Below are 19953 nucleotides of genomic sequence, written 5' to 3' on the forward strand. Positions count from 1 at the left end.
CCCGTTCTGCTCCGCCGGCTGGAACGCCACCGCGGTCTTGGGCACGTGCGGGGGGTAGTGCAGGTCGGGGCGGTCGATGCGCGAGAGGTCGAACAGGCCGCGCAGGTCGAGGGCGCCCGGCAGGCGGTAGACCTCTTGCTCGGTGATGTCGAGCTCGCTCAGCAGCAGCGACCGCGTGAGGTCGTCCATGTCCTCGGTGATCTCGAGGCGGATGGGCGGGCCGAAACGGCGACGCAGCAGCTCGGCCTCGAGCGCCTGGATGAGGTTCTCGGTCTCATCCTCTTCGATCGTCATGTCTTCGTTGCGGGTCAGCCGGAACGCGTGGTGGTCGAGCACCTCCATCCCCGGGAAGAGGTCGTCGAGGTGGTTGGAGATGAGCTCCTCGAGGGGCAGGTATCGCACGCCGGGCGCCTCGCCGGGCACCTCGACGAAGCGCGGCAGCATCGGGGGCACCTTGAGACGGGCGAACTCCTGCCGACCGGTGCGGGCGTTGCGGATGCGGATCGCCAGGTTGAGCGAAAGGCCGGAGATGTAGGGGAACGGGTGCGCCGGATCGACGGCGAGGGGCATCAGCACGGGGAAGACGTTGCGCTGGAAGTACTCGGTGAGGCGAGCTGCGGTGTCGTCGTCGAGCGAATCCCACGTGACGACCTCGATGCCTGCGTCGGCTAGGGCCGGACGCACCTTGTCGGTCCACGCCGCGGCATGACGGAGCTGCAGGCGGTGGGCTTCGGCCGAGATATCGGCGAGCACGTCGAGCGGTGCGCGTCCGACGTTGGTGGGAACGGCGAGGCCGGTGACGATGCGGCGCTTGAGACCCGCCACGCGCACCATGAAGAACTCGTCGAGGTTGCTCGCGAAGATCGCGAGGAAGTTGGCGCGCTCCAGCACCGGGACCGTCGGGTCTTCGGCGAGCTCGAGCACCCGCTGGTTGAACGCGAGCCAGCTGAGCTCGCGATCGAGGTACCGGTGGTCGGGAAGCTGATCGTCGATCGCTTCGACGGCTTCGTCGAAGTCGTCGTCGTCGGCGTCGCCGAGGCCCGCATCCAGCGCGTCGTGTTCCATCATTCCCTCATCATTGCAGGGGACGGTGACGCGCACGTGAACACGCCCTTCGTGCGATTCAGGATCCGGTTGCCGCTACGGACGCCTGGTCGTCTTCGTAGACGTTGAATCGATAGCCGACGTTGCGCACGGTACCGATCAGCTGCTCGAGATCGCCCAGCTTGGCCCGGAGTCGGCGCACGTGCACGTCGACGGTGCGCGTGCCGCCGAAGTAGTCGTAACCCCACACCTCGCTGAGCAACTGCTCGCGGGTGAAGACCCGCGAGGGGTGCGTGGCGAAGAAGTGCAGGAGCTGGAACTCCTTGTACGTGAGGTCGAGCGGTTTGCCGTGGACCTTCGCCGAGTACGACGACTCGTCGATCGAGATGCCGGATGTCTGGATGCGCGTCGTCACCTGATCCGCGGCGCGCCGGCCCATCGCCAGGCGGATGCGCGCGTCGATCTCGGCGGGACCGGCGCCGACGAGCACGACGTCGTCGATGCCCCAGTCGGTCGAGACGGCCGTGAGGCCTCCCTCGGTCACGATCAGCACGAGGGGGGCCTCGCTGCCGGTGGTGGAGAGGATCTTGCACAGCGACTTGGCGCCGACGAGATCGAGACGTGCGTCGATGAAGACCACGTCGGCGCTGGGGGCGTTCACCAGTTGCGCGGGCTCGGCCGGGATCTGACGAACGCGGTGGCTGAGCAGTTCGAGCGCAGGCAGAGCAGCGCCGCCGCCGGGTGCGGAGCTGAGAACCAAGAGCTGTGCCAAACGGACCTCCCGCGCGGCCTGCCGCGCACCCGCCCATCTTAGGGTCAGGCAGGGCCGACCGACGTCATCGGCATCGTGCTCGCGTCGGAGGCCGGTCCTGCGCGATGATGGGCACATGTCCACACCCGACCTCGCACCGCGCCGAACCTTCGGCGGTGTCGTCGCGGTCTGGGCGCTCGCGGTGGTCGCGGGAGTGCTCATCGGCGTGTTCGCGCCGGCGGGCTGGCGGGCGGAGTGGATCACGGTCTCCCTCGGCGTCTGCGTGATCGTCGCGTTCGCCATTCAGCTCTGGTACGGCCGCTCGCAGGCATTCATCCAGCGCATGGCCCTCAGCTCATTGGGCGCGCTTCTCGTGCTGGGACTCATCACCGGGGGCTTCGCCCTGGCAGCTCTCGTCGGCGCGTGAGCGTGCGATCCGACCTGGTCGCCGTCGTCGCCCGGTAGAGTTGGCCCATGGACCTCCTCGCGCTCGAACTGTTCTTCGTGGGACTGCTCGGTCTCGCCTCCCTCGCCATCGCGTTCGTCTCCGGAACGGTCATCTGGAACCTCTACCGCGGCCAGCGCTGAGCGCGTCGTGATCGAGATTCCGACCGACCTCCCCGCCGACCTCGTCCCGCTGTCGTGGCTCATCGGCGTGTGGGAGGGGACCGGCGTCATCGACTACGACGCAGACGGCCGTACGTTCTCGGGCGAGTTCAGCCATCGCGTCAGCTTCAGTCATGACGGGGGCGCATTCCTGAACTACTCGGCCGAGGCATGGCTCCTCGACGCAGACGAGCGGCGTCCGCTCGTCTCCGAGATCGGGTACTGGCGGCTGGCGCGCCCGGTCGGCGACGCGGATGCCGGTCCGGCGCTCCTGCCGGCGACGGCCCCGCCCGTGGTGCGCACGGCCGACGACGTCGAGGCTCTGCGCAACGCCGACGGTGGGTTCGACGTCGAGGTGAGCCTCGCCCACGCCGACGGCATCCTCGAGCTGTACATCGGGCAGGTGAAGGGTCCCCGCATCGACCTCGCGACGGATGCCGTGGTGCGCACCGCCGGCGCCAAGCCCTATGCCGCTGCGACGCGCCTGTACGGCCTCGTCGACAATCACCTTCTGTGGGCGTGGGATATCGCCGCGTTCGGCCGTGAGCTCGGTTCGCACGCGTCGGCGCGTCTCGCCCGGGCGGAGTGACCGTGGCTGCGCTGTCGGACGTCCCCGGTGCCGTCGTCGACGACGCGGGCCTGCGTCACGTCGGGTCGCCGGTGGCGGAGCAGCGCCGGCTGGCGTCGGGCTCGGCCCTGGCTCCGCTGGGCGAGCGGCGGGTCATCACGGTGTCGGGCGAAGATCGCCGCAGCTGGCTCGACTCCCTGTCATCGCAGGCGCTGACGCATCTGGCGCCGGGGGTATCGACCGAGCTGCTGATCCTCGACCCGCAGGGGCGCGTCGAGCACGCCGCGTCGGTCGTCGACGACGGTGAGACCACCTGGCTGATCGTGGATGCCACCGATGCCGAGGCCCTCGCGTCGTGGCTGACTCGCATGCGCTTTCGTTTGCGGGTCGAGGTCCGCGACCGTTCGGATGAGGTCTCGGTGGTCGGCGGCACGCGCGCTGCGGTCGCTGCTCTGCGCACCGTCGCGCCGGTGTGGGTCGACCCGTGGCCCGATGTCGCTCCGGGAGGGTGGGCGTACGCCCGCGTCGAACCCCACCCCGGTGTGGACCGTGACTGGGCGGAGGCGATCGTGGATGCCGTCGAGCTCGACCGTCTGATCGCGGCGGCCGTCGCGGGAGAGGTCGCCTTCGCCGGTCGCGAGGCGGTCGAAGCCCTCCGCGTGGCTGCGTGGCGCCCTCGTGTGGGCGTCGATGCCGACGAGCGCCTGCTCCCGCACGAGATGGACTGGCTGCGCACGGCCGTGCACCTGTCGAAGGGCTGCTACCGCGGCCAGGAGACGGTCGCGAAGGTGCACAACCTGGGCCATCCGCCGCGGCGCGTCGTAGCGCTGCAGCTCGATGGCAGCGACAGCGTTCTTCCGGTGCGCGGCGATGTCGTGCGCGCCGGCGACACGGTCATCGGTGCGGTCACCTCGGTGGCCGTGCACCACGAAGAAGGCCCCATCGCCCTCGCGCTCGTGAAGCGCACCGCGCCCGAGGGGGTTCCCCTCGTCGTCGACACCGCCGACGGGGCGATCGCTGCAGCCGCCGAGACGATCGTGCCGGCCGATGCCGGGGCGACCGCCGCGGTCCCGCGGCTGCCGCGTCTGGGTCGCCGCCGCGCCGCGGAATGAGCACCGAGGAGTCCTCGACGACGGTCGGGGTGGTCATCCCGCAATCGCGGTTGCGCACCACCCTCGGGCGCCGTGTCGTCCGCGTGCGCGAGTCGCTGCCGGCGATCCTGCAGATCGTCGTGGCGGCCACGGCGGCGTACTCGTTCGCCCACTTCGTGCTCGGGCACTCGGTGCCGTTGTTGGCGGCGACCGTGACGGTCTCCAGCCTCGGACTCGTGCGCGATGCGCGCCCCTGGCGGGTTGCCGAGACCGTCATAGGCATGCTCGTGGGCATCCTGATCGCCGAGGTCGTGCTGGTCGTGGCGGGCAGTGGATGGTGGCAGATCGCGGTGGCGATGTCGGCCACGCTCGTGGTGGCCCGCTTTCTCTCGCCGCAGCCGGGGTTCGCCCTGGCGGCCGTGGTGCAGTCGCTGATCGCCCTGGTGCTGATCTCGGGCGTGCCGTTCCTGCGCCTGATCGACGGTGCGATCGGCGGTGTCGCAGCCCTGATCGTGACGGCTCTCATCCCGCGCACCCTGCGGCGCACCGAGCTGCGCGACGCCGACGAGTTGTTCGATGCGATGGACACGGCGATGGAGACGATCGTGCGGGCCCTGCGCAGGGGTGATCGCGCCCGAGCCGAACGCGGCCTCGAGCGCGCACGCTCACTGCAGACCTACGTCGACGCGTGGAGCGGCTCGCTGGAGTCCGGACGCGAAGTGGCGCGGATCTCGCCCTTCCTCAGGCGTCAGCGTGCCGAACTGCTCCGGCACGCCCGCGTGCGGGAAGCGCTCGACCTCGCCACCCGCAATCTGCGCGTGGTGGCCCGCCGTGCCGCCTATCTGTGCGCCGACGGCGAGGCGCGCCCGGTGCCGGCCGACCTGCTCGCCGAGCTCGCTCGCGCGGCGGGGCTGCTCCGCGACAGCCTCGACGACGTCTCGCTCGAGCCCGCCGCCCGCGCCGCGGTCGTGGCCATCACGGTGCGGCTGGACCCGGTCGCTCTCCTTCCGGGCGGCGGCGTCGGCGAGCTGAACCTCCTCGCCGCGATGCGGCCGCTCGCGGTCGACCTGCTCGTGGCGACGGGAATGTCCTCGGCCGAGGCGCGGGCTCTGCTGCCGCGCATCTGAGCTCAGCCCGGGGCGACGGCCTCCCACGCGACACCCACTTCGCCCAATCGCCACCGCTCGCGGCGCAGCAGTGGCCAGCCGGCGTCGGTGAGGGCGAGCAGGGCCGTGCGCCACCGATGAACGGGGCCGAACGGGGCCACGGCGGCGGCGCGCGTCCACTCGCGATCGAGGGATGCCACGAACTCGTGCACGCGTTCCCCCGCGACGTTGCGATGGATCAGGGCCTTCGGCAGACGCTCGGCCGCGACGGCGGGGGAGTCCAGCCCCGCCAGGCGCAGCGAGATCGTGAGGCTTCGAGGCACGGCATCCGCCCCGATCTCTGCCCACGTGACGATGCGCCCGATCTCGTCGCACGTGCCTTCGACCAGGATGCCGTCCGGCTGCAGTCGTGCACACATGAGCGCCCATGCATCGGCGACATCGCTCTCGTCGTACTGGCGCAGCACGTTCATCGCCCGGATGACGGCCGGTCGCCTGCCTCCGGGCAGCGGAACCTCGAAACCGCCGCGGGCGAAGCTGACGCCCGCGACGCCCTCGGCCTGCGCCCGGGCCCGGGCGACCCGGTCGGGATCGATCTCGAGGCCCACGACGACGCTGTCCGGTCGCTGCGAGGTCAGGCGCGCGTGCAGTTCGAGGGGCGTCACGGCGCTCGCGCCGAAGCCGAGGTCGACGACGAGGGGATCATCGGTGCGGCGCAGCACCGGGTGTCGGGCGATCCACCGGTCCACCCGCCGAAGGCGGTTCACGCCGGTCGTCCCGCGCGTGGGGCGGCCGACGGGGGAGGGGGTCACCGGAACATGATCCCACCGCGCGCCTCGATAACATGGAGGCATGACCGCGCCTCACACGCTGATCCTCCTCCGCCACGGGCAGAGCGAGTGGAACAAGACCAACCAGTTCACCGGCTGGGTCGACGTCCGACTCACCGACCAGGGCAAGGCCGAGGCCCAGCGCGGCGGCGAGCTGCTCAAGGAGTCCGGGGTCCTGCCCGACGTGCTGCACACCTCGGTGCTCAGCCGCGCCATCCAGACGGCCAACATCGCACTCGATGCGGCCGACCGCCTGTGGATCCCCGTCAAGCGGTCGTGGCGTCTGAACGAGCGTCACTACGGCGCCCTGCAGGGCAAAGACAAGGCGCAGACGCTCGAGGAGTTCGGCAACGAGCAGTTCATGCTGTGGCGCCGCTCGTTCGATGTGCCGCCGCCGCCGCTGCCCGCCGACGACCAGTACAGCCAGGTCGGCGACCCCCGCTACGTCGGCATCGACGGCGAGGTGCCCGACACCGAGTCGCTGAAGATCGTCATCGACCGCATGCTGCCCTATTGGCACAGCGACATCGTCCCCGACCTGCAGGCGGGCAAGACCGTGCTCGTCACCGCGCACGGCAACTCGCTGCGCGGTCTGGTCAAGCACCTCGAGGGCATCAGCGACGCGGACATCGCCGAGCTGAACATCCCCACCGGTATTCCGCTGGTCTACCGCCTCGACGCCGACCTGAAGCCTCTGGGCCCGGGCGAGTACCTCGACCCCGAGGCTGCGGCCGCCGGTGCCGCCGCCGTCGCCGCGCAGGGCAACAAGCACTGACCTCACGCACGAGAAGAGGGTGGATGCCGATCGGCAGCCACCCTCTTTCGCGTCTCGCGCTCAGATCGTCGGGACGTGCTCGTGCTCGGTCTCGTCGTCGGCTCCGGCCCAGTCGCCGGTGGCGAGGTAGACGACCTTCTTCGCCACCGAGACCGCGTGGTCGGCGAAGCGCTCGTGGTAACGGCTGGCGAGCGTGGCGTCGACGGTCGCGGTGGCCTCGCCCTTCCAGGTGTCGCCCAGGACCTTCTCGAAGACGCTGACGTGCAGCTCGTCGATGTCGTCGTCGGCGTTGCGGATCTGGTCGGCGATACGCAGGTCCTGCGTGCGCAGAAGCTCGGCGAGGCGACGCGACACTTCGACGTCGAGCTCGCCCATGCGGGTGAACGTGGTCTTGAGCCCGCGCGGGACGGCGCGCTCGGGGAAGCGCGAGCGCGCGAGCTGAGCGATGTGCTCCGCCATGTCGCCCATGCGCTCGAGCGAGGCGCTCACGCGCAGCGCCGTGACGACGATGCGCAGATCGCGGGCGACCGGCTGCTGGCGGGCGAGGATCTCGATCGCCAGCTCGTCGAGCTCGAACGCCTTCTCGTCGATGATCGCGTCGGCCTCGATGACCTCTTCGGCCAGGGCGACATCGCTCGTTCCGAACGCGCGTGTCGCGCGGTCGATCGCGATCGTGACGAGGTCGGCGATCTCGACCAAGCGGCTTTGGACGTCCTCGAGGGACTGATGGAATACTTCGCGCATCGCGGTACCTTCCTCGTCGGCGGCACGGCACACATACGTCCCGCGACCTTCGGGAATTCTTCCGAGCGAAGGTTAACGAGTGGTGCAGTGACAGTGAATAGTAGCCGTTGACGGGAGTCCGCCGGGGGTGAACGGCGGGTGACGTCACATCGGCGGCTTTACGCTGGAGCCATGCAACACACGCAGCTCTCGCTGCTCGCGCTCCTCGTCGGGCTCGTCGTCGGAGCCTCTGTGGTCGGTCTGCTCGTGCTTGCTCTCCGGGCTCGCAACCGCTCGATGTCGCAGACGTCGGTCGACGTCCCCGAGGGCATCGCGTCGATGCTGGGGGCCATGGACGATCCGGCGATCGTCTGCGACATGTCGTCGACGGTGCTGGCCCTTTCGCCCCCGGCCGAGGTGTTCGGTCTGCAGGCCGGCGAGGTCATCAAGAGCGACGACCTCCGCCGCGTGGCCCGGGTCGCACGCGACACCGGGGCCGGTATCAGCGAGAACCTGAGGCTGCGTCGAGGCGCCGCACCCGCCGAACCTCGACTCGTCGCCGTGCGCGCGACGCCGATCTCGGGCCGGCTGGCCCTGCTGGTGCTGCGCGACATCACCGAGCGCGAGCGCGTCGAAGAGATGCGTCGGGACTTCGTCGCCAACACCAGTCATGAGCTCAAGACCCCTGTGGGGGCGGTGAGCCTGCTGGCCGAGGCCATCGAGTCGGCGGCCGACGACCCGGCGCAGGTGCGGCACTTCGCCAGCCGCCTGCAGGCCGAGGTGACGCGTCTCGGCGGCCTCGTCAACCGCATCCTCAACCTGTCGCGTCTGCAAGCGTCCGACGAGTTGCGAGACGTCCGCGACGTGTCGATCGACGAGGTCGTCACCTCGGCCGTCGAAGCGCATACCGTCCAGGCAGATCAGGCTCAGGTGACCGTGGTGCGCGGGGGCACCAAGGGGCTGTGGGTGCGGGGAGAGCCCCAGATCCTCACCGAGGCGGTCGGCAACCTCGTCGCCAACGCCATCGCGTACTCCCCGCAGGGGTCGAAGGTGGGCATCGGCGTGAAGCTCGACGACGCCGTCGTCGAGATCGCGGTGACGGATCGGGGGATCGGCATTCCCGAGGCCGATCAGGCGCGGGTGTTCGAGCGTTTCTACCGCGCCGATCAGGCCCGGTCGCGGCGCACGGGCGGCACCGGACTGGGACTCTCCATCGTCAAGCACGCCGTGCAGCGTCACGGGGGCGAGGTGCGGCTGTGGTCGCGGCCCGACCGCGGATCGACCTTCACGATCCGCCTGCCGTTGTCGGAGGCGCCCGACGTCGACACCACTCGTACGAAGCCGCGTCGCAAGGGCCGCAAGGCCGCCGGCGCGCAGAACCCACCCGTGAAGGGAGACACCGCATGACCCGCGTTCTGATCGTCGAGGACGAGCCCGACCTCGCCGACCCTCTGGCCTATCTGCTGCGCCGAGAGGGCTACGAGGTCGAGATCGCCGAGGATGGATCCCTCGCCCTGGCCGCCTTCCGCGAACGCGGCGCCGACCTCCTGCTGCTCGACCTGATGCTGCCGGGGATGCCGGGCACCGAGGTGTGCCGGCAGCTGCGGCTGACCTCGCAGGTGCCGATCATCATGCTGACCGCCAAGGACTCGGAGGTCGACATCGTCGTGGGGCTCGAGCTGGGGGCCGACGACTACGTCACCAAGCCGTACTCGACTCGCGAGCTGCTGGCGAGGATGCGGGCGGTCCTGCGTCGCCGTACGCCCGATGAGGACGACCTCGACGACCGGGTCCTCAGTGGCGGGCGGGTCGTGCTCGACATCGATCGGCACACCGTCGCCGTCGACGGCGGCGAGATCAACATCCCGCTCAAGGAGTTCGAGCTGCTCGAGGTGCTCATGCGCAACGCCGGTCGCGTGCTCACCCGCGGTCAGCTGATCGACCGGGTGTGGGGCACCGACTACTTCGGCGACACCAAGACCCTCGACGTGCACATCAAGCGCATCCGTTCGCGGATCGAGCAGAATCCGAGCGAGCCCACCATGCTCGTGACCGTGCGAGGACTGGGGTACCGCTTCGAGGCCTGATCCGCCCGCGAACGACGAAGGCGCCGACGATGTGATCGTCGGCGCCTTCGTCGTTCGTTCAGGACGAGGGGGTCGCGCTGGGTGTCGGCGTGGGCGTCGCCGTCGGTACGGTCGTCAGTGACGGCGACGGCGTGGCCGTCGGCGCGAGCGGCGACAGGTACGCGAGGGCGCCGTCGAGGACGGGTACTTGCATGAGCGCGCCCTCGCCGTCACCGGACTGGAAGTACACCGGCACGGTGGAGCCGGGGACCGCCTCGATGCCGTCCAGGCGCAGCGGCTCGACACCGTCGGTGTAGTCGCCGAGGCTGAGGGTGCGTCCGGCCGCGACGTTCACCGACGAACGGACCGCCGACGAACCCTGGCCGACCTCGATGCGCAGCGTCTGCGCGTCGGTGGTGTCGTTGACGATGGCGGCGACGAAGTTGCCCACGGTGCCGTCTTCGTTGGCCACGATCAGCGCGTTGCGCACGGCGAGCGGCCCGGACTGCGCGGGGACGTTGATCCCGTCGGACGCGGAGTAGTCGATGGTGGTCGCCTGCGGGGCGAGGATGTTGCATCCAGTCGTGCCCAGCACGACGGCGGCACCCACGGCGATGGACGCGATCAGGCGCGTTTTCACGGATCCTCCAGAATCGACAGACGACATCGTCTTCATCCTACGGGTTCGGCGGTGGAGCCTCGCCCTCGCACGCGCGGAGGGAGCAGTGCCGGGGTGGGCGGAACCTTAGCGCATCCTGGCCTGTGGTATCCTGGATGTTGCCGAAAGGACATAACTCCATGCTTTTTGAGGTTGGCGAGACCGTCGTTTACCCGCACCATGGCGCGGCCACGATCATCGAGGTCAAAGAACGCGTCATCAAGGGCGAGACGAAGAAGTACTTGAAGCTCAACGTCACGCAGGGAGACCTCGTCATCGAGGTCCCGGCCGACAATGTCGACCTGGTCGGCGTTCGCGACGTGATCGGCAAGGAAGGTCTCGACCGCGTCTTCGACGTGCTGCGTGCGCCCTTCACCGAGGAACCCACCAACTGGTCGCGTCGTTACAAGGCGAACCTCGAGAAGCTCGCATCGGGCGACGTCATCAAGGTCAGCGAGGTCGTGCGCGACCTGTGGCGCCGCGATCAGGACCGCGGCCTGTCCGCCGGCGAGAAGCGCATGCTCGCCAAGGCGCGTCAGATCCTCGTGTCGGAGCTCGCTCTCGCCGAGAAGACCGACGAAGACCGCGCGAGTGTCGTGCTCGACGAGGTCCTCGCTTCCTGACGTCGTGGTCGCCGTCGACCGCGCTAGCGTGAACGGGTGATTCCCACCCCTGCATCGCGTCTCGCTGTCGTCGTCGTCGCCGCCGGCTCGGGCACTCGTCTGAACGGCGGCGCGCCGAAAGCCTTCGTTCCGCTCGGCGAGCACAGCATTCTGCACCACGCCCTTCGGGGTGTCTTCGCCGGTCCGTCGGCGCAGGTCGTCATCGTCGTCCCCGCCGGGTACGAGAACGCGGCGCGCGCCGCGGTGGCGACGGCGGGTGGTCATGATGTCACGGTGTCCGTGGTGACCGGAGGCGCGTCGCGCCAGGGGTCGGTCGCCGCCGGTCTCGCCGCCCTCGACGACGGTGTCGACATCGTGCTCGTGCATGACGCGGCTCGCGCTCTCACCCCTCCCGTCGTCTTCGAGCGAGTCTTCGATGCCGTCGCCGCCGGTGCCGCTGCGGCCATCCCCACCGTGCCCGTCGTCGACACCATCAAGCGCGTCGACGTTGCGGGGCACGTCGTCGGGGGCGTCGACCGTTCCGAGCTCGCCGCCGCCCAGACGCCCCAGGGTTTTCGTCGGAGCGTGCTCGCGGCCGCGGTGGCCGCCGCGACCGCCGATCACACCGACGACGCGTCGGTGGTCGCGTCCGCGGGACACACCGTCGTCACGGTCGAGGGCGATGCCCTCTCGTTCAAGATCACGACGGCGCCCGACCTCGAACGGGCGCGGGCGCTCGTCGCACCGCACGCCGCGGCGACCGACGATCCGACGGCGCCCCCCGCTCTGCCGCGCGTGGGGCTCGGGACCGACGTGCACGCGTTCGGGGGAGAGGGCGCTCTGTGGCTGGCCGGCCTCGAGTGGCCGGGCGAGACCGCGTTGTCGGGTCACTCCGACGGTGACGCCGTCGCGCACGCCATCGTCGATGCGCTGCTCTCGGCGGCGGGCCTCGGCGACATCGGCACGCACTTCGGCACCGATCGCCCGCAGTTCGCCGGCGCTCACGCCGACGCATTCCTGAACCACACCGTCGCGCTGCTGCGCGATGCGGGCTGGCGTGTCGGCAATGTCGCGGTGCAGGTGCAGGCGAACCGCCCGCGCTTCGCCGCCCGCCGGGTCGAGGCCGAGCAGGTGCTCTCGACGGCGTTGAGCGGTGCTCCCGTGGCGGTGAGCGCGACGACGACAGACGGCCTCGGCTTCACCGGTCGCAGCGAGGGCGTCGCCGCTTTCGCGACCGCGCTGATCGTGCCCCTCTAGAGGTCCCGGGTCATGAAGGTGGACAGGGGGTCGGGCTCGTACGGCGGAAAGGCCGGGCATTCGCGGAAGCCCTCGCTGGCATAGAGGCGGCGCGCGGCGAGGAAGTCGTCGGTGCTGCCCGTCTCGAGCCAGAGGCTGCGGATGCCGCGCTCCTCGGCATCCTCGACGATGTGGCGCAGAATGGCGCGGCCGATGCCCTGACCGAGGAACGACGACACGACGCGCATCGACTTCAGCTCGGCGCGGTGGTCGCCGAGGTCTTTGCACGCGCCGATGCCCGCGAGCTCGTCGTCGACCCACGCCGACCACACGGTGATGCCGTCGGCCATGAGCCGGTCGGCGTCGAGGGCGTGCATGCTCTCGACGGGGGTGTTCTCGAGCATGCCCGCCAGGTGAGCGGCCACGAGGGCGCGCGTGGCTTCGCCGGTGAGGTCGTCGGGGCGGATGAGAAGGGGCACGTGCGAACACTACCCACCCCATGTTTCGCGCACGGGTCGTCGTCGGGGCCGGCCGGTAGGCTGGGAAGGTGACTGTTCGGCTGTACGACACGAAGGCGCAGGCCCTGCGCGACTTCACCCCTCTCGACCCCTCGAACGTCACCATGTACGTCTGCGGCCCCACCGTGCAGTCGGGCCCGCACATCGGGCACGTGCGCGCGGCCCTCGCCTTCGACCTGCTGCGTCGCTGGCTCACGCACCGTTTCGGTCGCGTCACGTTCGTGCGAAACGTCACCGACATCGACGACAAGGTGCTCGCGAATGCCACCGCGGCCGAACCCTGGTGGGCGCTCGCCTACCGCATGGAGCTGGCGTTCTCTCGGGCGTACGCGACCGTCGGCATCCTCCCGCCCACCTACGAGCCGCGAGCCACCGCCTCCGTCACCCAGATGCAGGAACTCATCGCCGAGCTCATCGACCGCGGGCATGCCTACGCCGCGGCGGGAGACGTGTACTTCGACGTGCGGTCCTGGCCCGCCTACGGCGAGCTGACCCGGCAGAGCCTGGATGCCATGGAGCCCGCCGCCGACGCCGACCCGCGCGGCAAGCGCGACCCCCGCGACTTCGCCCTGTGGAAGGGCGCGAAAGAGGGCGAGCCGGCGTCGGCGACCTGGGCGTCGCCGTGGGGCGACGGCCGACCCGGTTGGCACATCGAGTGCTCGGCGATGTCGCGCCGCTACCTGGGGCCGGAGTTCGACATCCACGGCGGGGGGCTCGACCTGCGCTTCCCCCACCACGAGAACGAGATCGCCCAGTCGACCGCTGCGGGAGACGCCTTCGCGCGCTACTGGGTGCACAACGGCCTGGTCACCGTCGACGGGCAGAAGATGTCGAAGTCGCTCGGCAACTTCACCCTTGCCGACGAGGTGCTCGCCCAGCACGACCCCCGGGTGGTGCGGTACGCGCTCGCCGCGGCGCACTACCGCTCGAACCTCGACATCTCCGATCGTGCGTTCGCCGAGGCCGCCAGCGCGCTCGAGCGCATCGCCACGTTCCGGCAGCGCGTGCTGCGGGCCGCCGATGCCGACCCGCTCGTGATCGTGGCGGGTGAAGTGCCCTCGGCTTTCGAGGCCGCGATGGACGACGACCTCGGTGTGCCCCAGGCGCTCGCCGTGCTGCACGAGACGGTGCGCTCGGGCAACGTGGCTCTCGACGCCGGCGACCTCGACGCCGCGATCGCGGCTCATCGCTCGGTCGCCGCCATGCTCGGCATCCTCGGACTGGATGCCGACGAGCCCGCCACCGCGACCGGATCCAGCGAGGCCGCTCTCGACGCGCTCGTGCAGACGATGATCGCCCAGCGTGCGCAGGCGCGGGCCGACAAGGACTGGGCAGGGGCCGATCGCATCCGCGATGCCATCGCTGCCGCAGGAATCACGCTGGAGGACACTCCGGCCGGAACCCATTGGAGTATCAATGCCTAAGCCAGGACGCCCGGGCGCACGCAACCCCGGCAAGAAGAAGGGCCCGCTCAAGGGCACCGGCGGGCACTCCCGCAAGGCGCTCGAGGGGCGCGGACCCACCCCCAAGGCCGAGGACCGCGCGTGGCACCCCGCAGGCAAGCGCAAAGCGGCTGAAGAGCGTTATGCCGCCGCGGGAGGCAGGGGGCGTCCCGGCGTCCGCGCGGTCGGCGGCAACTCGAACCGGAAGAGCCCCAAGGCCGCCGACGACACCGAGACGGTCACGGGCCGCAACTCGGTGCTCGAGGCGCTGCGGGCGAAGATCCCCGCGACGGCTTTCTACATCGCGCAGCGCGTCGAGATGGACGACCGCGTGAAAGAGATGCTCTCGATCGCGACGAACCGTGGCATCCCGGTGCTCGAAGTCACGCGTCCCGAGCTCGACCGCATGGCCGGGTTCGACGGCGTGCACCAGGGCGTCGCGCTCAAGGTTCCGCCGTACGCCTACGCGCACCCGCAAGACCTGCTCGAGAAGATCATCGACCGTGGCGAGCTGCCGTTGCTGGTCGCCCTCGACGGCGTCACCGACCCGCGCAACCTCGGTGCGATCATCCGCTCGACGGGGGCCTTCGGTGGACAGGGTCTCATCATTCCGCAGCGCCGTTCGGCGAGTGTCAACTCCGCCGCCTGGAAGACCAGCGCGGGAGCCGCCGCCCGCATCCCGGTGGCGCTCGCGGCCAACCTCACCGCCACGCTGAAGGAGTTCAAGAAGCAGGGCGTGTTCGTGCTCGGCCTCGACGGCGACGGCGACGTGTCGCTTCCCGCGCTCGAGCTCGCCGACCGCCCCGTCGTGATCGTCGTCGGCTCCGAAGGCAAAGGCCTGTCGCGCCTGGTCACCGAGACCTGCGACCAGGTCGTGTCGATCCCCATCTCCACCGCCACCGAATCGCTCAACGCCGGTATCGCGGCATCCGTCGCCCTGTACCAGGTCGCGACGTTGCGCGCCGCGGACTGACCATCGAGAGGCAGAGCCATGTCACGCATCGCCGTCATCGGAGGCACCGGATACGCCGGTAGCCACATCGTCGCCGAAGCGGTCCAGCGCGGTCACACGGTCGTGTCGGTCGCCCGTTCCGTTCCGGCCGAGCGCATCGAAGGCGCCACCTACCTCGAGGGCACCGTCCTCGACGTCCCCGGCCTCGTCGCCCAGCTCGAGGGCGTCGACGTCGTCGTGTCGGCCGCCGCCCCGCGCGGCGACATGGAGGGCAAGCTGCGTCCCGCCATCGCCGAGCTGGTCGCGGCTCTGCCCGAGAACGTGCGCCTTGGTGTCGTCGGGGGTGCCGGCGGGTCGCTCGTGGCCGAGGGCGGACCGCGCCTCATCGACACCGAGGGCTTCGCCGAGGAGTACAAGCCCGAGGCGCGCGAGGCCATCGGCATCCTCGAAGACCTGCAGGCCGACGACACCGGCCGCGACTGGTTCTACGTGCACCCCGCCGGCGGTTTCGGCTCGTGGGCGCCGGGGGAGCGCACCGGCTCGTACCGCGACGGCGGCGACGTGCTCGTCGTCGACGACAACGGCGACTCGTTCATCGGCGGAGCCGACTTCGCCGTCGCGATCCTCGACGAGATCGAGAACCCGAAGCACACGCGGGAGCGTTTCACCGTCGGCTACTGAGCCTTCTTCATGGCCTGAGGCCGTGGCATCCCGGAGTCGGTTCCCGGATGCCACGGCCTCCGTCGTCGGTGAGGGGAGCGCCTCAGACCAGGTCGCGCCAATCCACCACGTCGGTGTCGGTCGTGGGCACCTCACCGGTCTCGGGGGCATCGGCATCGGAGATCGTGCTGAGCGACACCGTGTCGGTGGGAGGCCCCATGACCGTCGCCTCGTCGCGGCGGTGGCGCAGCACGTCGTCGATGTACGACGTCACGACCTCGGCCAGCGGCACGGAACGTCCGCGGGCCTGCGACATGTACCACCGGTGTTCGAGCACCTGGTGGAACACCTCGGCGGGCTCGAGCTTCGCCCGCAGATCCCACGGGATGGCCATCACGATCGGCTCGAACACGCGGGTGAGCCACTCGTGCGCGACCATCTCTTCGTCGGAGCCCAGTCGCGACACCCGCGCGCGGAACTCGTCGAGGTCGTTCAGCAGACGGCGCGCCTGGTTCTCTTCCACGTCGAGACCGGTCAGACGCAGCAGGCGGCGCTGGTGGTGGCCGGCATCGACGACCTTGGGCTGGATGGACACCCGGGTGCCGTCGCTCGCCGTACGGATCGACATCTCGCCGATGTCGAAGCCCAGCGCGTTCAGGCGGTGCACGCGCTCGGTGATGCGCCACGACTCGTCGACGGCGAACGTCTCTTTGTCGGTGAGGGCGCCCCAGAGCGAGTGATACGACGCGACGAGACCGTCGGCGATGGCGACCGCGTCGACCCCGCCCTCCAGACGCCCCCCGGCCTCGAGGTCCATGATCTCGCCGGCGATGTTGGTCCGCGCGATGTCGAGATCGTGGGCCCGCTGGCCGGGGCTCAAACGGTTGCCGTGCAGCTCGCCCGTCTCGGCGTCGACGAGGTAGGCGGCGAACTCGCCCGCGTCGCGACGGAACAGGGTGTTCGACAGCGAGACGTCGCCCCAGTAGAAGCCGACGTTGTGCAGGCGCACGAGCAGGACCGCCAGAGCATCGACCAGGCGGGTGGCCGTGTGCGGTCGCAGCACCTGGGTGAACAGCGCGCGGTACGGCAGCGAGAAGCGCAGGTGCGAGGTGACCAGCGCCGCGGGCAGGGGTCGTCCGGACGCGTCGGTGCGACCGGCGATCACGGCGACGCGCTCGACGCACGGGGCGGCGAGACGGTCCAGGTTGCCGAGCATGTCGTACTCGCGGCGCGCCATCTCCTCGGTGGTCTCTTTGATCGCCACCACGCGACCCGAGAGGGTGGCGAAGCGCACGAGGTGGCGGGAGATGCCCTTGGGGAGGGCGACGATATGGGTGCTCGGCCAGTCGGCGAGACTCGTCGACCACGGGCAGCTGCAACAGCCCCGGGTCGACGGTGCTGGCGGTGATGCTGAGCGAATCGGACACGGAACCTCCGGGAAAAGCGGTGCGGCGCGCCCCCGCCCCGAGATGCTCGGGAGCGGGGACGCGCCGCGATGATGCGTCGGGTCAGGCCGAGGCGATGGCCCGGTTGGTCAGACGATCGCCCGACTCGAGGTCGAACACGTGCACGTGACCGGGGACCGGCGCGAGCACGACCGTCTCACCCGCGTTGGGGTGACGACGACCGTCGACGCGCGCGACGAGGTCGGTGCGCTTGCCGTTGATGTCGGTGTGGCCGTACAGGTAGCCGTCGGCGCCGAGCTCCTCGACCAGGTCGACGACCACCTTGAGGCCGCGACCGTCGGCCGGAGCCACCTGGATGTCTTCGGGACGCACACCGATGGTGACCTCGGAGCCGTGCGCCTTGCCGATGGTGTCGGCCTCGACGGGAACCACCAGGTCGCCGAAGCGGACGCCGCCCTCGGCGAGGTCGACCGTGAACAGGTTCATCGCGGGCGAGCCGATGAAGCCGGCGACGAAGACGTTCTTCGGGGTTTCGTACAGGTCGCGCGGGGTGCCGACCTGCTGGAGGATGCCGTCCTTGAGCACCGCGATGCGGTCGCCCATGGTGAGGGCCTCGGTCTGGTCGTGCGTGACGTAGACCGTGGTGACGCCGAGTCGGCGCTGCAGCGATGCGATCTGCGTACGCGTCTGCACGCGCAGCTTCGCGTCGAGGTTGGACAGCGGCTCGTCCATGAGGAACACCTGAGGCTGACGAACGATCGCGCGGCCCATGGCGACGCGCTGACGCTGACCACCCGAGAGCGCCTTCGGCTTGCGCGTGAGGTACTGCTCGAGGTCGAGCAGCTTGGCGGCCTCGAGCACGCGTGCTGCGCGCTCCTCCTTGCCGACACCGGCGATCTTGAGCGCGAAGCCCATGTTCTCGGCGACGGTCATGTGCGGGTACAGCGCGTAGTTCTGGAAGACCATCGCGATGTCGCGATCCTTCGGGGGGACATCGGTGACATCGCGGTCGCCGATGAGGATGCGGCCCGAGTTGACCTCTTCGAGGCCGGCCAGCATACGCAGCGAGGTGGACTTACCGCAGCCGGAGGGGCCGACGAGAACCAGGAATTCGCCATCGGCGACGTCGAGGTTCAGCTTGTCGACGGCGGCACGGGTACCACCGGGGTACAGACGGGTTGCGTTGTCGAATGTGACGGACGCCATTGTTTCTTCTCCTTCACCGGCAGGTACGTGCCGGACGATCCGTAGTGAATGGAAAACGGGGGCGACCCCGTGCGCCCGACGATGGACGCAGGCTCAGTATGACACGCGTCTGGTCATTTCTCAGCCAGCCTGGCTACCATCAATGCTCGTTCGCCTACCCGTGCGTCCCCCCGTTTTTCTGCGGCAGAAGTTCGTGCCCGAGAGGTTTCATGTCCCACGACCAGTCACCGAATGTGCCCGCCGAACGCGATCGGCGAGAGGCCGTGCGCGAGAAGGCGCAGCAGGTCAAGGCCAAGCAGACGCGCTGGCGCATCGTCCGGCGCTCGCTGATCGGCCTCGGTGCGGCAGCCGTGGTCGCGGTCGGTGCGGTGGGTGTGACCTCTGCTCTCAGCTCGCATGAATCCCGATCGCAGGCGCTGCCCGCCGCGGCGAGCGACGACGGCTTCACGATCACCACCGCGACCGGCGTCGCCGACCCGCTCACCGCCCCGGCGGTCGACGGAAATGCGGGCACCATGGCAGCCGGCGCCGCGCCCACCGCGGAACCCAGCCCCACCCCGACGGGCACGGCTGCTCCCGTCGACATCCGCGTCTACGTCGATTACATGTCGCTCGAGGCGCGGGAATTCCAGACGGCGAACGCCCAGCAGCTCTCGAAATGGGTCGGCGACGACGCCGCCACGCTGACCTACTACCCGGTCGCCATGCTGACCTCCAAGTCCAACGGCACCAAGTACAGCCTCCGCGCCGCCGGCGCAGCGGCGTGCGTGGCCACCCACGCCGCCGACCGCTTCTTCGCGTTCAACCACGAGCTGCTCACCAACCAGCCGGCGGTCGACTCCGACGGTTACAGCGACGAGCAGCTCGCCGACATGGCCCAGGGTGCGGGCGTCGCCGACACCGACACCGTGCGTACCTGCATCGAGGACGAGACATACACCGGGTGGGCGAAGGCGGCGACCGACCGCGCCATCAAGGGACTTCCCGACACCAATGGTCAGGCGCTCACCGCCACCCCCACGGTGCTCGTCAACGGCACCCCGTATGTCGGCCGAATGGATGACGCGAAGGAGTTCGCGCAATTCGTGCTCACCGTCGACAGCAACGCCTATTACTCCACGGCCACGCCGACGCCCTCGGCATCCGCCACCCCCGCGGGCTGAGACGGCTCGGCGTCCATGAAGACGTCGATGTACGATGCAGGTGATATGGAGCAGCTCGAGGATTCCCCGCCGCGTCGATCCGGCCAGCAGTTGCGCGAGTGGGTGCAGGAGTTCCGCGACCAGGGGCACCTGTTCGCGGGAACGCTGAAGGTCATCGACCAGGAGGACGCCGACAGTCAGGACACCGGTCTCGTCGTGATGAGGCTGATGAACGCCAAAGCGTCCATCTACATGCAGCCGAAGGGCTACGACGAGCCGCTGTGGGAGGCCACGCTCACCGGGCGCCCCGAAGAGTTGACGCTCTCGCCCCATGACATGGCGAGCCTGGCGGCCGAGCTGGTCGTCGCGGGCAACCTGTGCTCTTTCTTGCAGTGGAAGTCATTGGAGTGGGACCGCGAGAGCGGTACTCACAAGGAGTGAGGCCCGAGACGTTCGCCGGAACGTCTTAGACTCGTCGCCGAGGGATTCGCCCTCACGCCGGCTTGGCGCAATTGGTAGCGCACCGTACTTGTAATACGGGGGTTGCAGGTTCAAGTCCTGTAGCCGGCAC

The 19953-nt window shown here is 69.8% G+C and carries 20 protein-coding genes, 1 tRNA gene and 2 pseudogenes; 15 read left to right on the forward strand and 8 right to left on the reverse strand.

Annotated features, from left to right (window positions below; genetic code table 11):
- Both QE412_RS00005 and QE412_RS00010 read right to left on the reverse strand, forming a co-directional pair.
- A pseudogene (locus QE412_RS00005) lies at nt 1-1068 on the reverse strand (RNA degradosome polyphosphate kinase); the annotation flags it as partial.
- Nucleotides 1069-1123: 55 nt separating this feature from the next.
- Nucleotides 1124-1816, reverse strand: coding sequence for a winged helix-turn-helix domain-containing protein (locus QE412_RS00010; protein WP_307478558.1), 693 nt, complete (start codon nt 1814-1816; stop codon nt 1124-1126).
- 115 nt (nt 1817-1931) lie between these two features.
- Between QE412_RS00010 and QE412_RS00015 the strand changes: the two genes are divergently transcribed.
- From QE412_RS00015 to QE412_RS00030, 4 genes are all read left to right on the forward strand, one after another.
- Nucleotides 1932-2222: a hypothetical protein gene (locus QE412_RS00015; protein ID WP_307478561.1), complete on the forward strand. Its 291-nt coding sequence runs from the start codon at nt 1932-1934 to the stop codon at nt 2220-2222.
- Nucleotides 2223-2390: 168 nt separating this feature from the next.
- Nucleotides 2391-2990, forward strand: coding sequence for an FABP family protein (locus QE412_RS00020; RefSeq protein WP_307478564.1), 600 nt, complete (start codon nt 2391-2393; stop codon nt 2988-2990).
- Between the two features lie 2 nt (nt 2991-2992).
- On the forward strand, nt 2993-4081 hold the full coding sequence (ygfZ, locus tag QE412_RS00025; protein WP_307478566.1) for a CAF17-like 4Fe-4S cluster assembly/insertion protein YgfZ: 1089 nt from the start codon (nt 2993-2995) through the stop codon (nt 4079-4081).
- Nucleotides 4078-5187, forward strand: a complete 1110-nt coding sequence (locus QE412_RS00030; protein WP_307478570.1) for an FUSC family protein — start codon at nt 4078-4080, stop codon at nt 5185-5187. Before ygfZ ends, QE412_RS00030 begins: the two co-directional genes overlap by 4 nt.
- Nucleotides 5188-5189: 2 nt before the next feature.
- Here QE412_RS00030 and QE412_RS00035 read toward each other — a convergent pair whose 3' ends face one another.
- The gene (locus QE412_RS00035; RefSeq protein ID WP_307478573.1) at nt 5190-6020 is read right to left on the reverse strand and encodes a class I SAM-dependent methyltransferase; all 831 of its coding nucleotides are present in this window, start codon (nt 6018-6020) and stop codon (nt 5190-5192) included.
- Between QE412_RS00035 and QE412_RS00040 the strand changes: the two genes are divergently transcribed.
- Nucleotides 6019-6771, forward strand: coding sequence for a phosphoglyceromutase (locus QE412_RS00040; RefSeq protein ID WP_307478576.1), 753 nt, complete (start codon nt 6019-6021; stop codon nt 6769-6771). The two genes, QE412_RS00035 and QE412_RS00040, sit on opposite strands and share 2 nt — an antisense overlap.
- A 60-nt stretch (nt 6772-6831) precedes the next feature.
- Here QE412_RS00040 and phoU read toward each other — a convergent pair whose 3' ends face one another.
- Nucleotides 6832-7515 carry a phosphate signaling complex protein PhoU gene (gene phoU, locus QE412_RS00045; RefSeq protein WP_307478579.1) on the reverse strand — a complete coding sequence of 228 codons (684 nt, stop codon included), beginning with the start codon at nt 7513-7515 and terminating at the stop codon, nt 6832-6834.
- A 171-nt stretch (nt 7516-7686) separates the two neighbouring features.
- On the opposite strand from phoU, the gene QE412_RS00050 reads away from it, so the two are divergent.
- Together QE412_RS00050 and QE412_RS00055 are read left to right on the forward strand one after the other, a co-directional pair.
- Nucleotides 7687-8901, forward strand: a complete 1215-nt coding sequence (locus QE412_RS00050; protein WP_307478581.1) for a sensor histidine kinase — start codon at nt 7687-7689, stop codon at nt 8899-8901.
- Nucleotides 8898-9581 carry a response regulator transcription factor gene (locus tag QE412_RS00055; protein ID WP_307478585.1) on the forward strand — a complete coding sequence of 228 codons (684 nt, stop codon included), beginning with the start codon at nt 8898-8900 and terminating at the stop codon, nt 9579-9581. The genes QE412_RS00050 and QE412_RS00055 overlap by 4 nt, the downstream gene beginning before the upstream one ends.
- Nucleotides 9582-9639: 58 nt before the next feature.
- Here QE412_RS00055 and QE412_RS00060 read toward each other — a convergent pair whose 3' ends face one another.
- Complete coding sequence (locus QE412_RS00060; protein WP_307478587.1) at nt 9640-10200, reverse strand: DNA modification methylase; 561 nt, start codon at nt 10198-10200, stop codon at nt 9640-9642.
- Nucleotides 10201-10358: 158 nt separating this feature from the next.
- Between QE412_RS00060 and QE412_RS00065 the strand changes: the two genes are divergently transcribed.
- Entirely contained in the window at nt 10359-10841 is a 483-nt protein-coding gene (locus QE412_RS00065; RefSeq protein ID WP_013585821.1) for a CarD family transcriptional regulator, read from the forward strand.
- A gap of 36 nt (nt 10842-10877) precedes the next feature.
- Nucleotides 10878-12077: a 2-C-methyl-D-erythritol 4-phosphate cytidylyltransferase gene (gene ispD / locus QE412_RS00070; RefSeq protein WP_307478589.1), complete on the forward strand. Its 1200-nt coding sequence runs from the start codon at nt 10878-10880 to the stop codon at nt 12075-12077.
- On the opposite strand, the gene QE412_RS00075 is transcribed toward ispD, so the two are convergent.
- Nucleotides 12074-12535: a GNAT family N-acetyltransferase gene (locus QE412_RS00075; protein ID WP_307478591.1), complete on the reverse strand. Its 462-nt coding sequence runs from the start codon at nt 12533-12535 to the stop codon at nt 12074-12076. The genes ispD and QE412_RS00075 overlap by 4 nt on opposite strands.
- 68 nt (nt 12536-12603) lie before the next feature.
- Here QE412_RS00075 and cysS point away from each other — a divergent pair, with 68 nt between their 5' ends.
- From cysS to QE412_RS00090, 3 genes are read left to right on the forward strand one after another with little or no spacing between them, the layout of a single operon-like run.
- Entirely contained in the window at nt 12604-13998 is a 1395-nt protein-coding gene (cysS, locus tag QE412_RS00080) for a cysteine--tRNA ligase (RefSeq protein ID WP_307478594.1), read from the forward strand.
- On the forward strand, nt 13991-14989 hold the full coding sequence (gene rlmB, locus QE412_RS00085) for a 23S rRNA (guanosine(2251)-2'-O)-methyltransferase RlmB (RefSeq protein WP_307478597.1): 999 nt from the start codon (nt 13991-13993) through the stop codon (nt 14987-14989). The genes cysS and rlmB overlap by 8 nt, the downstream gene beginning before the upstream one ends.
- A gap of 18 nt (nt 14990-15007) precedes the next feature.
- Entirely contained in the window at nt 15008-15649 is a 642-nt protein-coding gene (locus QE412_RS00090; protein ID WP_307478599.1) for an NAD(P)-dependent oxidoreductase, read from the forward strand.
- Between the two features lie 82 nt (nt 15650-15731).
- Here QE412_RS00090 and QE412_RS00095 read toward each other — a convergent pair.
- Nucleotides 15732-17055, reverse strand: a pseudogene (locus QE412_RS00095) (DUF4032 domain-containing protein).
- An 81-nt stretch (nt 17056-17136) separates the two neighbouring features.
- The gene (locus tag QE412_RS00100; protein WP_307478602.1) at nt 17137-18240 is read right to left on the reverse strand and encodes an ABC transporter ATP-binding protein; all 1104 of its coding nucleotides are present in this window, start codon (nt 18238-18240) and stop codon (nt 17137-17139) included.
- A gap of 209 nt (nt 18241-18449) precedes the next feature.
- Here QE412_RS00100 and QE412_RS00105 point away from each other — a divergent pair, with 209 nt between their 5' ends.
- From QE412_RS00105 to QE412_RS00115, 3 genes are all read left to right on the forward strand, one after another.
- Nucleotides 18450-19403: a DsbA family protein gene (locus QE412_RS00105; RefSeq protein WP_307478603.1), complete on the forward strand. Its 954-nt coding sequence runs from the start codon at nt 18450-18452 to the stop codon at nt 19401-19403.
- Nucleotides 19404-19448: 45 nt separating this feature from the next.
- The gene (locus QE412_RS00110; RefSeq protein WP_307478605.1) at nt 19449-19823 is read left to right on the forward strand and encodes a hypothetical protein; all 375 of its coding nucleotides are present in this window, start codon (nt 19449-19451) and stop codon (nt 19821-19823) included.
- A gap of 56 nt (nt 19824-19879) precedes the next feature.
- Nucleotides 19880-19952 (forward strand) — tRNA-Thr (locus tag QE412_RS00115).
- Nucleotide 19953: the final 1 nt, after the last annotated feature.

The sequence above is a fragment of the Microbacterium trichothecenolyticum genome (genome assembly GCF_030818955.1).
Lineage (GTDB): Bacteria > Actinomycetota > Actinomycetes > Actinomycetales > Microbacteriaceae > Microbacterium > Microbacterium trichothecenolyticum_B.

Bases quoted from the DNA above. Each gene is read 5' to 3' on its own strand.
- QE412_RS00015 (WP_307478561.1), top strand. From the start codon at position 1,932: ATGTCCACACCCGACCTCGCACCGCGCCGAACCTTCGGCGGTGTCGTC.
- QE412_RS00030 (WP_307478570.1), top strand. From the start codon at position 4,078: ATGAGCACCGAGGAGTCCTCGACGACGGTCGGGGTGGTCATCCCGCAA.
- QE412_RS00040 (WP_307478576.1), top strand. From the start codon at position 6,019: ATGACCGCGCCTCACACGCTGATCCTCCTCCGCCACGGGCAGAGCGAG.
- QE412_RS00035 (WP_307478573.1), bottom strand. From the start codon at position 6,020: ATGCCTCCATGTTATCGAGGCGCGCGGTGGGATCATGTTCCGGTGACC.
- phoU (WP_307478579.1), bottom strand. From the start codon at position 7,515: ATGCGCGAAGTATTCCATCAGTCCCTCGAGGACGTCCAAAGCCGCTTG.
- QE412_RS00050 (WP_307478581.1), top strand. From the start codon at position 7,687: ATGCAACACACGCAGCTCTCGCTGCTCGCGCTCCTCGTCGGGCTCGTC.
- QE412_RS00055 (WP_307478585.1), top strand. From the start codon at position 8,898: ATGACCCGCGTTCTGATCGTCGAGGACGAGCCCGACCTCGCCGACCCT.
- QE412_RS00065 (WP_013585821.1), top strand. From the start codon at position 10,359: ATGCTTTTTGAGGTTGGCGAGACCGTCGTTTACCCGCACCATGGCGCG.
- rlmB (WP_307478597.1), top strand. From the start codon at position 13,991: ATGCCTAAGCCAGGACGCCCGGGCGCACGCAACCCCGGCAAGAAGAAG.
- QE412_RS00090 (WP_307478599.1), top strand. From the start codon at position 15,008: ATGTCACGCATCGCCGTCATCGGAGGCACCGGATACGCCGGTAGCCAC.
- QE412_RS00100 (WP_307478602.1), bottom strand. From the start codon at position 18,240: ATGGCGTCCGTCACATTCGACAACGCAACCCGTCTGTACCCCGGTGGT.
- QE412_RS00105 (WP_307478603.1), top strand. From the start codon at position 18,450: ATGTCCCACGACCAGTCACCGAATGTGCCCGCCGAACGCGATCGGCGA.
- QE412_RS00110 (WP_307478605.1), top strand. From the start codon at position 19,449: ATGGAGCAGCTCGAGGATTCCCCGCCGCGTCGATCCGGCCAGCAGTTG.